Source organism: Bacillus sp. EU63 (genome assembly GCF_038592915.1).
In the GTDB taxonomy this organism is placed as follows: domain Bacteria; phylum Bacillota; class Bacilli; order Bacillales; family Bacillaceae; genus Bacillus; species Bacillus velezensis.
On the sequence record NZ_CP151944.1, the window covers coordinates 3,700,319 to 3,712,460 of the forward strand.

General features: G+C 43.1%; 12 protein-coding genes. All 12 read right to left on the reverse strand.

Annotation, left to right across the window (positions count from 1 at the left end):
* Positions 1-59 precede the first annotated feature (59 nt).
* Complete coding sequence (pruA, locus tag NYE38_RS18575) at positions 60-1,607, reverse strand: L-glutamate gamma-semialdehyde dehydrogenase (protein ID WP_017418678.1); 1,548 nt, start codon at positions 1,605-1,607, stop codon at positions 60-62.
* Between the two features lie 207 nt (positions 1,608-1,814).
* Positions 1,815-3,101 carry a Glu/Leu/Phe/Val dehydrogenase gene (locus NYE38_RS18580; protein ID WP_014419156.1) on the reverse strand — a complete coding sequence of 429 codons (1,287 nt, stop codon included), beginning with the start codon at positions 3,099-3,101 and terminating at the stop codon, positions 1,815-1,817.
* A 231-nt stretch (positions 3,102-3,332) separates the two neighbouring features.
* Complete coding sequence (locus NYE38_RS18585; protein ID WP_017418677.1) at positions 3,333-4,268, reverse strand: sensor histidine kinase; 936 nt, start codon at positions 4,266-4,268, stop codon at positions 3,333-3,335.
* A gap of 1 nt (position 4,269) precedes the next feature.
* Positions 4,270-4,968, reverse strand: a complete 699-nt coding sequence (locus NYE38_RS18590) for a response regulator transcription factor (protein ID WP_014419158.1) — start codon at positions 4,966-4,968, stop codon at positions 4,270-4,272.
* A 191-nt stretch (positions 4,969-5,159) separates the two neighbouring features.
* Entirely contained in the window at positions 5,160-6,026 is an 867-nt protein-coding gene (locus tag NYE38_RS18595) for a DUF4097 family beta strand repeat-containing protein (protein ID WP_017418676.1), read from the reverse strand.
* Positions 6,027-6,046: 20 nt separating this feature from the next.
* Complete coding sequence (locus NYE38_RS18600; RefSeq protein WP_017418675.1) at positions 6,047-6,751, reverse strand: ABC transporter permease; 705 nt, start codon at positions 6,749-6,751, stop codon at positions 6,047-6,049.
* A gap of 64 nt (positions 6,752-6,815) precedes the next feature.
* Positions 6,816-7,742 (reverse strand): ABC transporter ATP-binding protein, encoded by a 927-nt coding sequence (locus NYE38_RS18605; RefSeq protein WP_025649399.1) that lies wholly within the window; start codon positions 7,740-7,742, stop codon positions 6,816-6,818.
* A 358-nt stretch (positions 7,743-8,100) separates the two neighbouring features.
* Positions 8,101-8,556 carry a dTDP-4-dehydrorhamnose 3,5-epimerase family protein gene (locus NYE38_RS18610; RefSeq protein ID WP_003150986.1) on the reverse strand — a complete coding sequence of 152 codons (456 nt, stop codon included), beginning with the start codon at positions 8,554-8,556 and terminating at the stop codon, positions 8,101-8,103.
* Positions 8,553-9,401: a dTDP-4-dehydrorhamnose reductase gene (gene rfbD, locus NYE38_RS18615; RefSeq protein WP_025649400.1), complete on the reverse strand. Its 849-nt coding sequence runs from the start codon at positions 9,399-9,401 to the stop codon at positions 8,553-8,555. Before rfbD ends, NYE38_RS18610 begins: the two co-directional genes overlap by 4 nt.
* A 20-nt stretch (positions 9,402-9,421) precedes the next feature.
* Positions 9,422-10,369, reverse strand: a complete 948-nt coding sequence (gene rfbB / locus NYE38_RS18620; protein WP_025649401.1) for a dTDP-glucose 4,6-dehydratase — start codon at positions 10,367-10,369, stop codon at positions 9,422-9,424.
* A 2-nt stretch (positions 10,370-10,371) separates the two neighbouring features.
* Positions 10,372-11,109, reverse strand: a complete 738-nt coding sequence (locus tag NYE38_RS18625; protein WP_025649402.1) for a sugar phosphate nucleotidyltransferase — start codon at positions 11,107-11,109, stop codon at positions 10,372-10,374.
* A 27-nt stretch (positions 11,110-11,136) separates the two neighbouring features.
* On the reverse strand, positions 11,137-12,141 hold the full coding sequence (locus tag NYE38_RS18630) for a glycosyltransferase (RefSeq protein WP_025649403.1): 1,005 nt from the start codon (positions 12,139-12,141) through the stop codon (positions 11,137-11,139).
* Between the last annotated feature and the right edge of the window lies 1 nt (position 12,142).

Here is a 12,142-nt window from a genome sequence, read left to right on the forward strand (position 1 = left end):
TTACCCTAATATAGAGAAAATAGCGCGACTCTCTTTTTCATCGCGCTATTTCCGAAAGATTAATAGGCTTCAGACGTTGTTTTTGCCTGCATATGAAGAATCAGATAGTCAGGTCCTCCGGCTTTTGAATCGGTTCCTGACATATTGAAGCCGCCGAACGGCTGGTATCCGACAATCGCTCCCGTACATCCGCGGTTGAAGTATAGATTCCCGACGTGAAAATCTTCGCGGGCGCGTTCAATGTGCGCGCGGGTTTTCGATAACAGAGCGCCCGTCAGTCCGTAATCGGTATTATTGGCAATCTCAAGCATATGGTCGAAATCACGGGCTTTTGAGATCGCGACGACCGGCCCGAAAATTTCCTCCTGCATCAGGCGGGCGTTTTCATCAACATCCGCAAAAATGGTCGGCTGAATAAAGTATCCTTTTGAATCATCACCTTCGCCTCCCGTCAGGAGTTTTCCTTCTGTTTTGCCGATTTCGATATACCTCATGACTTTATTATAAGATGCTTCGTGGATGACTGGCCCCATGTATGTATCAAAATCTTCCGGACTTCCGACGGTGAGTGATTTTGTTAAAGCGACGGCTTTTTCAACAACTTCATCATAGACGTCCTGATGAATGACCGCACGGGAACCGGCTGAACATTTTTGGCCTGAGAATCCGAAGGCGGAATACACGATTGAGGAAGCGGCAAGATCAAGATCAGCATCTCTGTCTACAAGCACCGTATCTTTCCCTCCCATTTCGGCAATGACCCGTTTCAGCCACTTTTGGCCCGGCTGTACTTTTGCGGCGCGTTCATAGATGCGGCATCCGACCGCGCGGGAGCCTGTAAACGACACAAATCTCGTCTTTGGATGCTCAACCAGATAGTCGCCGATTTCTCCTCCGTCGCCCGGTATGAATTGGAGCACGCCGTCCGGCAGGCCCGCTTCTTTCATCACTTCAACAAATTTCGCCGCCACGACAGGCGCCGCATCCGCCGGTTTCAGCAGTATCGTGTTGCCTGTTACGATGGCTGCCGCCGCCGTTCCCGCCATGATCGCAAGCGGGAAGTTGAATGGAGAAATGACGATTCCCACCCCAAGCGGCTCATAGTGATACTGATTATATTCTCCGTCACGGCTCTTTACAGGGGAACCGTCTTTCAGTTTCAGCATCTGACGGGCGTAATACTCTAAAAAGTCGATCGCTTCCGCCGTATCAGCATCCGCTTCCTTCCACGGTTTTCCGGCTTCTTTCACTAGATACGCGGAGAATTCGTGCTTTCTTCTGCGGATGATCGCCGCCGCTTTAAACAGCACATTCGCGCGGTGTTCCGGCCGTACTTTTTTCCATGTTTGAAATGCCTGCAGCGCAGCCAGCATGGCCTTTTCCGCAAGTTCTTTTCCGGCTGCCGATACAGAACCGATCACTTCTTTTTTATCTGCCGGATTGACGGAAATGATCTTTTTATCCGTTTCAATCGCTTCACCGTTGATGATAAGCGGATAATGCTTGCCGAGCTGTGAATTCACATAAGCCAGCGCTTCCTGAAACGATTGTTTATTTGTCTCTTCCTGAAAATTTGTAAATGGTTCGTGTGCGTATGAAACTGTCATTAGAATTCCTCCCCGTATTTTGTAATGTGTGCTCACGCTTTATGAAGATGCAAGAAGCATACCAGCATAGCAATTTGTGATAAAAATAAGAAAATCTTTGCCGAAAGCGGACGAAGCTTGTCCGAATCTGTCAGCTGCAATCTGAAAACGCAAAGAAATTTTGCGATCTGCTATATAACTGACGCAAAATCTCTTTGCGGGTAACACTTATACCCAGCCGCGGAACCGGGCCGCTTCAGCCGACTTTCTGATGCCCGTCATATAGGCGGCCAAACGCATATCGACTTTGTGGGTATGCGCTGTCTGATAAATGGATTCAAACGAATTCACCATGACGCTGCGCAGTTTTCCGGCGACTTCCTCCTCAGACCAGTAAAAGCCTTGATTATTTTGCACCCATTCAAAATAAGACACCGTCACGCCGCCGGCGCTTGCCAAAATATCCGGCACGAGAAGCACGCCTCTTTCATTCAGGATTTTCGTGGCGTCTATCGTTGTCGGCCCGTTCGCCGCCTCCACAATGATTGAGGCTTTAATGTGATGGGCGTTTTCAGCCGTAATCTGATTGGAGATTGCGGCAGGCACGAGAATATCACAGTCCTTTTCCAGCAGCTCCCTGTTCGTTATGACATCCGAGAAGAGATTCGTCACCGTGCCGAAGCTGTCCCGCTTATCCAGCAGGTAATCAATGTCAAGGCCGTCAGGGTCATACAAAGCGCCGTGGGCGTCTGAGATGCCGATCACCTTGGCGCCGGCGTCATGCATAAATTTAGCGAGAAAGCTCCCCGCATTTCCGAACCCCTGAATGATGATCCGCGCATTTTCCAATGGAATCCCTTTTTTCTTAACGGCTTCCTCAATACAAATCGTGACGCCTTGCGCGGTCGCCGTCTCCCGCCCCTGTGAACCGCCGAGAACGATCGGTTTGCCCGTAATGAATCCCGGTGAATCAAATTCTCTCAGGCGGCTGTATTCGTCCATCATCCATGCCATAATCTGCGAGTTGGTATATACGTCGGGAGCCGGAATATCCTTTGTCGGACCGACGATCTGGCTGATCGCGCGCACATATCCGCGGCTCAGCCGTTCCAGCTCTCCGAATGACATCGTCCGCGGATCACAGATGATGCCGCCTTTTCCGCCCCCGTAAGGAAGATTTGTGATGCCGCATTTTAAAGTCATCCAGACCGAAAGCGCCTTAACCTCTTCTTCACTGACTTCCGGATGAAACCGCACGCCTCCTTTTGTCGGGCCGACTGCGTCATTATGCTGTGAGCGGTAGCCCGTGAAAACCTGTACTGAGCCATTGTCCATTTTGACGGGAATGCGTACGGTCAAAAGCCGCATCGGCTCTTTCATCAGTTCATACATATTGTCAGGATAGCCCAGTTTGCGCAGGGCCTCTTTTATGATCGATTGTGTTGACAAGAACAAATTAAGAACTTCTTTTTCTTCATCTTTCTGATTGCTTTTAGAAAGCGGGTTGGCTGACATGTTTTATCACCTCATCGTATTTTACGTGTAAGCTTCAATTACCGGCAGAACAAAATGTAAGCGCTTTTACACCAAAACCCATCAATCCCTTTCACATTGTCGTTACACCCCTTTTTATATGCAAGATTCATGCCAGGATTTTGCGCATAAAAAAAGAGGCTGTTGTCAGCCTCTCAGATTAAAGAGAAAGGGGATTTGAAGACGTATACAGAAGAAACCTTACTGCATTTATTAAAATTTAATACGTCTTAAACGTACAGAAAACGTTGTTTCTTTGAAGGGGACACTATTTAGAGATATACTTCCTTCCATTTGCTCTACTAATCTCTTAGTAATCGTCAGCCCCAATCCGCTTCCCTGATAATTGGTATTTCTCGAGTCCTCCAATGTGTACATTCGTTCAAAGACACGGTCTTTATGCATTTCATTTATTCCTTTTCCTTTATCTGATATTTCTACAAAAACATCATTATCAGTTATTCTGATCTTTAAACCCACCATCTTACCATCGGAACCATATTGAATTGCATTCGTAATTAAATTATTCAGAACCCTCTCAATTGCATCTTCATCTCCGCTAACAAAGACAGAATCATCGGGTATATCAATCACTACTTCAAATTCTTTGCTGATTAAAATTTCGTAGTAATCCAAAATTATTTTTCGGATGACTTCACATATGTCAATTCGTGAAGAATTTAATTTTTTATCTCCTGACTCTAATTTTACAAGTTCAAAAAAACGGTTTATTAACGCTAATACCTCGACCGTTTTTAAATTAACTGTTTTTAGTAAACTCATAACCTTTTCCGAAGTCAGACTTTTATCGTTATTTATCATTTCAATATAACCTAGTATAACTGTTAAAGGCGTCTTTAAATCGTGTGAAATATTTGATAACATTTTTCGCATGGACAGTTCAATACTATTGCAGTTCCCTTTGATCTTTTGATTATGGTCTAAAAGACGGTTTATTTGAATTAACAAGGATTTTATATATTTATCTTCCGTGTTAAGCAATAATCTTTCGCCTGTCTCTTCATTAACAACTTTTCGAAGTTTATTTCTTATATATTTAATCTCAGTCCTTAGATTTAATCGGCTTCGGAAAAGAAATATATTTACTGCTGCAGAGCATATGAATAAAATAACCAACATATAAAACAATTTAAAAATCTCCCAACTTATAACCGATTCCCCACAAAGTTTTTATGTACATTGGATGAGATGGATCGTCCTCAATTTTCTCTCTGAGCCGTCTAATATGAACATTAATTACATTCTCATCTCCATGATACTCATCTTCCCATACGGATTTATAAAGTTGAGACTTAGTATATACTTGTGAAGGATTAGAAATAAAGAGTTTTAAAATATTAAATTCTTTTGCCGTGAGATTAATCTTTTCATTGAATTTTTTAACAGAAAAGCCATGCAGGTCAACACTTAAATCACCTATTTTAATGATTTTTTCTTCCTTTGAAGACAGGGAGCTCTTATAGTGTCTTTCTCTTCTAATGGTTGCTTTAATTCTGGCTATTACCTCCAGCATAGAAAAAGGTTTAGAAATATAATCATCAGCCCCGAGGCCGAGACCAAGTGCCTTATCTACATCTTCATCTTTTGCAGACATGATAAGAACGGGAACCATACTTTTGGAACGAATCATTCTTAAACATTCCATCCCATCTATCTTCGGAAGCATTAAATCCAACAATATAACCTCAAACTTTTGGGTGTTCAATATGTCTAAAGCTTCTTCACCATCAAAAGCTGCTGTTACTTCAAACCCTTCTTTCGTTAAGCTTTCGCTTACCATATCGCTTATGAATTGGTCGTCTTCTACAATTAATATTTTGTAACCCAAGCTTTCCGCTCCTTAAATATAAAACTGATATTCTTAATTCACTGTTTATTTCAATCATTATACAGATAATTAATCTCATTATAATTATTTTTTATACAAAAGGAGATAAATATTCCAAAACATTTTAAATACAAACAAATAAGACAACCATTCTTCAATAGCGGGAATTGTTGTCTTGTGTTTTTCTCTTTTTATCTCACCTTTATCGAACCATCTTCACTAGATAGACTTACTTTATTACTTCCCGCGCCAATTTCACCTTTTTTCAGTTTTACGCCATCATGGCTCTTATTAAGCCCATCTAGATCAAACGTTACATCAGAATTACTCTGAGCAAAAACAGCAAGTGAAGTTGGCGCTTTTTTATAAGATACACCTATATCTCCTGATTTCGTATTTACTGATAAAGATTTTCCTTCTGTTATGTCCTTGATTGAAACCGCTCCATCTTTAGAAGTAACCTTTACATTGGAACTATGTATTTCCTTCATCTCGTTATCGCCGCTTGCAGATGTTATATTTAATTTCTCAAAAGAACTATTTTCAACGCTTAACGCCCCATCCTTGGATGAAAACTTTCCAGTATGAGCCGAAACATTATTGATTTTTTCATCACCGGAATGATTATCAACGACAATATGTTCAGCTGAAATTTCACTTAATTGTATATTCCCATCTTTATTGGTTATTTCAATATTGTTCATACCTGAATTGGGAACATTAATATAGATTGTGCCGCCCTGCTTCCCAAAAGTAAATCCATCCAAAAAGCCGCCATTCTTTTGTTCTTTTTGACTAACGACCAAATCTCTCCCATTTTCTTGAAATGTAACTGGAGCCTTATCTTTCTGTTTCCCCTCAGCAGATATTGTTGCCTTATTTAAATTACTCTTTTTAAACTTCACATCCCATGAGTCAGTATATACTTTTAAAGTATCAATTTTTTCAACATTGTAGGACACGTTCTTTTTAAAGTTTTTAGTATCTGTCTTATAAAGGCTTAAAACAATTCCGCCGATTACGATTAACACTGCACATGATGCTATAATCTTCTTCATTGTATAATTTCTCCTTTTATCTACAATAAATCTTTCTGATCCACCTTACGGTAAGAAAGATAACCCACTAAAAAACCAAATAAACAAAGTATAATTGGAATGATAATAAATTGACTTAAACTGACTGTTTCTCCTCCGTCGGAAACTGTTGCATTGATAAAGACCCCGATTATGACAGCCCAAGTGATTGTAGCAGAAGTTGATTTTTTTCTCATGCCGAAAAATAAAGGAATCAGACTCACTCCTCCCATCATAAAAGCGGTGAGAAGAGTCGATGGCATAGCGGAAATAACTTCACTCATTTCAACAGGCTTCTCGAATAAATATAAGTGCGGACTCACGAAGAGAATTAACAAGTTAATAACAAACGTAGCAATAACAATACTTATAAAGCAGAATAGGAAGACAATAGATAGTTTAGCTTGCATTAATTTTTTTCTTTGTAAAGGATAAGTAAACAGCAATTGTATTGTTTTATTTTTATATTCATCAATAACTAAACGGGATAAAATCACAGCAGAAAAACAAATAAACACAATTCTGATTAAAATATTAGTTAGAGATATAAAATCTGCATAATCACGAAACATAAGTTCATTTTCATTTTTAGATTCCCATCCCATAAGAGCCACTAAGGCAAAGATGATGAATATCCAAAGTGCCACCCATTTAAAATACTGTGATAAGTGATGTTTTTTGTACTCTAATTTCATAAGTTTTAACATGCTAATAGCCTCCAGCAGAAGAATTTAAGACAATGCACATAGGTGCATAACACAGACGGGCAATCTATCTAGTGTGTATTCCCTCCCCATTCATAGAATTTAAGAAGTATTCTTCTAAAGAACTGTGTTTTTTATTTATACTTTCTATACCAATGTCATTCAGAATAAGTGCTTTAGAGATTTCTTGTTGTGTAACTGCTGTTTCATAGATACGAATTAATTGCTGGTCAATCATTTTAAAATTTCTTATCCCCAGATTTTGCTCTAAAATATATAACGCTTTTTTTATATTTTGGACTTTTACCTCCACATACTCTGTTTGTTTTCCGTTTATACTCTTCATAGAAACTTCTTTTATTAACTTGCCATTCTGTATGATACCAACAGTATCTGACATTTGTTCCATTTCGGCTAAAATGTGACTGGAGACTAATAATGTAATTCCATATTCTCTGCAAAGTAACTTAAAGAGATCCCTCAACTCTTTTATACCTATTGGATCCAGCCCGTTAATCGGCTCGTCTAAAATGAGAAGTTCTGGTCTTGTAGAAATAGCTCTAGCTATTCCTAACCTTTGTTTCATTCCTAAAGAAAACTCTTTCACTTTTTTATTATCAATATTATGTAACTTTACAAGCTCGATAGCGTGGTCAATGGACTTTTTATCGTAATAGCCCATATATTCACAATGGAAATCTAAATTTTCTTTAGCAGTGAGGTTGTCATAGAAAATGGGATATTCAATAATGGTGCCCATTCGTTTTAAAACTTCAAATGACGTATCTGTTAATTTCTCACCGAAAATTTCTATTTCCCCACTTGTTGGCTTGATTAAATTGGTAATCATTTTCATAATGGTTGTTTTACCTGCACCATTGGGACCCAAGAATCCATAAATCTCCCCTTTTTTCACGTGCATATTAACCCCGGAAACAACTTCTTTTCCTTTAAATGTTTTTGTAAGCTGACTCGTTTTTAAGATGTATGTCATTCGCTTTCCCCTTTCCATATATACTCCTACTATATAAAGGAAAGTTCTCTTTTCCCTTAAGCAAATATTACTTTTTTCTTAAGATTTTTCTAATTAAATCCTAATCCTATCCCCATTCTATAAATCATTTATTGTTTTTTAGGATGTATGTTCTTCATAGGAGAAGAACATAAGAATCTCTTAATTTTTGGTTCCATTAAGGATTAACCGACATCTTCCAAGACATTTTTGATGAAATTGTCCTTCAGGCCAGCAATCATGATAGTCGACGGTCGTATCTTATTCACTAGCTCCATTCACAGCAAATGCTAACATCAGCACAAAAAAACGAAGACATCCGCTGTCTTCGTCTTGTGCGCTACCGGTGAGCCGTCTGCCAGTCAAATCCGATGGTGTCATCATTCCACGGGATTCTTTTTTCGTCAGGCTGATCCGGATTGTAGGACATTGTCGTGAAATAAATAATAGTCAGCGGGGTTTCGCCCAGCACTCTGTACCCGTGTGCGACGCCTTTGGGAATGAGAAGGAGCATCGGATTGTCTTCTCCCATGTAGTAGACATCCGTTTCTCCCTTGGTTGCCGACTCTTCGCGAAGGTCATGGAGCACGACCTGGGCGTGACCCGTCGGGAAAAACCACAGGTCATCCTGTTTCTCATGATAGTGAAATGCTTTAATGACGCCGGGATAGCTTTTGGACCAGGAAGCCTGCCCGAAACGCTCTAAGAGATGTTCATCGTCACGGACGAGTTCTGAGAAAAAACCCCGGTCATCGCTGTGTTTGATCAGCTTTTTGATTTTTACGCCTTCGATCACTTGCACTGTCCCTCCCCTTGTAAATAATCCTGCAGCGCTTCCCGCCAATGCCTCATGCCGAGCCCCTGCCGTTCAATCGACTCAAGACTCAACACCGAATAAGCGGGGCGCGGCGTCTCATTTCCGTATTCCTCCGTCGTGACGGGCAGCACGGCGGCGGTTCTGCCGCTTTCTTCAAAAATAGCCTTGGCAAATTCATACCAGCTGCACACTCCGCTGTTTGCGGCGTGGTATAAGCCCGGCGGCCTGTCAAACAGACCGACCACCGTTTCGGCTAAATCCTTTGTGTACGTCGGCGCCCCGATTTGATCGTTAACGACACGCACCTGATCATGTGTATCCGCAAGTTTCAGCATCGTATTGACAAAGTTGTGCCCGCCGCTGCCGTACACCCACGATGTTCTGATAATGGTGTGGTTTTTTCCAGTCAACCGGATCAGTTCTTCGCCGAGTTTTTTGCTTTTTCCGTAAATCGTGCCCGGATCTGCGGGATCATCGGTCTCGTATGGCCGTGTTCCTTTGCCGCTGAAGACGTAATCGGTGCTGATGTGAATGAATTTCGCGCCGGTGTTTTCAGCCTCAAGCGCGGCATAATAAGCGCCGATTCCGTTTATTAAATACGCTTTGTCGAGCTCCGTTTCACATTTGTCAACGGAGGTGTATGCCGCCGTATTGACGACGATATCCGGCTTGTAATGGCTGAACGAGTGCCGCACCGAACGCTGGTCGGATATGTTCATCATCGCTTTTGTCAAGGCGATCACTTCATACCCTTCCCGCTTCAGCTGGCGGCATAACTCCCGCCCCAGCTGGCCGGCCGCTCCGGTTACTAATACCTTCGTCAATCGGATCCCCTTCTTTCCGATTAGTCTTGGCTGTCTGTATACCAGCGAATGGTTCTTCTCATTCCTTCTTCAAATGTGACGTCCTGCCGCCATCCCAGCTCATTTTTCAGCTTTGAAGCATTGATGGCGTAACGGCGGTCATGCCCTTTTCTGTCTTCGACATGAGCAAACCGTTCCTCGACACCGAGCTCCTTCATGATAAATGACGCAAGCTCTTTATTCGTCCGTTCATTTCCGCCGCCGATATTGTAAATGTCACCGAGTGTTCCTTTTTCCAGCACAAGCTTAATGGCGCGGCAATGATCTTCGGCAAACAGCCAGTCTCTGATCTGCATCCCGTCACCGTACAGCGGAACCGGCGTGCCGTTTACGGCATGCCTGATAATGGTCGGAATCATTTTTTCGTGATGCTGGTACGGCCCGTAATTGTTGCTGCATCTTGTAATGATGGCTGGAAGCTTATGAGTTTTCACATAAGACATGACGAGCAGGTCTGAGCTTGCCTTGCTGGCGGAATACGGATTGTTCGGAGAAAGCGGCGTCGTCTCTGTAAAAGCGGGATCATCCGGCGCCAAATCTCCGTACACCTCATCTGTGGAAATGTGAATCAGCCTGCCGGCTTTTCCCTGTAACACTGCGTCGGCCAGTCGGTATGTGCCCATCACATTTGTTGTGATGAACGGCTCTGCCTGATTTATGCTTCTGTCCACATGGGATTCAGCCGCAAAATGAATGACAGCGTCATACATTTGGGAAAAGACTTTGTCAATGTCCTCTTTTTTAGAAATGTCACCTTTGATAAAACGGAAACGGCCGTTCTTTTTTAAAGCTTCTATTTCAAGCGGCCTGCTTGCATACGTGAGATTATCCAGGACGGTAATCTGCGCGTCCGTTTCTTTCAGCATCATCTTTGTGAAGGTAAGGCCGATAAATCCGGCGCCCCCTGTAATTAAATATGATTTTGTCATGATTAATGCTCCTGTTCTTTCTGTAATGCCTGATGCGCCAGGCTTCCGGCGAGGTAGAGCGATTCATGCGTGCCCGCATCCACCCACCAGCCCGTTAACACATCATACGTCAGCTCACTGTGTTCAATGTATAAATTATTGACATCCGTAATTTCCAGTTCGCCGCGTTTTGAAGGGGAAATTTGTTCAATATAAGAAAACACTTCTGCGTCGTACATGTAGATCCCTGTGACGCATAGTCTGGTCGGCGGCTGCTCCGGCTTCTCAATGATCGACTTGATCCGTTTGTTTTCCTCATCAATCTCGGCGATGCCGAAGCGCTCCGGATCGTCCACTTCTTTCAGCAGCACTTTCGCTCCTTTTCCCTGCTTTGCGAAACGCTCCGTATAAGGTTTTAAAGAATCTTCAAAAATATTATCTCCCAAAAGCAGGACAAACGGGTCGCGCCCGGTAAACCGCTTTGCGTATGATAAACCGTCGGAAATGCCGGATGCGGCTGGCTGAACCTGATATGTGATTGAGACGCCGAGTTCTTCTCCGGTTTCGAGAAGTTTATGAAATTGCGGAATATATTCTTTTTGCGTAATCAGCAAGATATCCGTAATCCCCGCTTCTTCCAGCTTCATGATCGACCAGTAAATCATCGGATATGGACCGACAGGGAGTAAATGCTTATTGACCGCTTTTGTCAGCGGCATAAGGCGTGAGCCGGTGCCTCCGGCTAAGATAACACCTTTCACATGAACACTTCCTTACGTGTGGTTTTATCACAAATCATAAAGAATCGCCGCCGCCCGTTTGATGCCCCTGCCGTCAACCAGCGGCTTTCCGTTTTGATGAAGTCCGGACCGCATCGGATAATCAGCGGCCATGTCAGACATATGCCGTGCGAGAACGTCCGCTGATATGCATTCACCAAGGCCGAGATGAACGGCGGCCCCCCGTGCGGCGAATTTTTCCGCCGTCTCAGTTTGATGCTCCACTTGAGAAAGAACGATGCAGGGCACACCCGTACAAATGGTCTCATATAAAGTGATCCCGCCGGACACGACGGCCATATCAGCCCTCGAAAGAAGCGCGGCCATGTCATTTGTCTGCCTTACCATCTCGGCATAAGGCATTTGTGTAAGATGCGCGCGCACGTCATCAGCATGAGGCGCGGCGCCGCCCATGACGATGATCACTCGTTTTCGCTGAATATCGGGGATGCGGCGGCATGCTTCCATCACTTTAAAGACAAGCTTCTTCGGGTCGCTTCCTCCTAATGAAACCAATATGGTCCGGCATTCTTTTCTCAGCTGATAGAGCTGCTTTGCTTTTTCAAAACCCGGATGAAGAATGATATATTCCGGGCCTTCATATACAACGGCGCCGCCCATTTGAACCGTCCGGCTTTTCAGCCCTCCGTAAATGCCGTTTATAACGGCATCGCATAAATGAATGACATGTTCCCGTTTTTCTTCAAATAAAACGATACGTGCCGATGAATGCTTTTTGATTTCCTCTAACCAGTCACACGGCATATCGAGCAGATCGAAAATGAGAAGGTCAGGAGCCTGCCTGTTTATTTCCCGGACAATAAATTCCTTCTGTCCCTTGACAGGCTTGATGATCACTTCCCATTGATCAGATGACAGATAAGAAAAAGCCTCTTTATTTGTGTAGAACGTTATTGAGCAATTGTTCTTAATGGCACCGGCAAGCAGCTTCATCCGGACCGCGTGCCCCATGCCGATGTCACGGCCCCCGTCCGCGAAAATCAAAACCCGCATG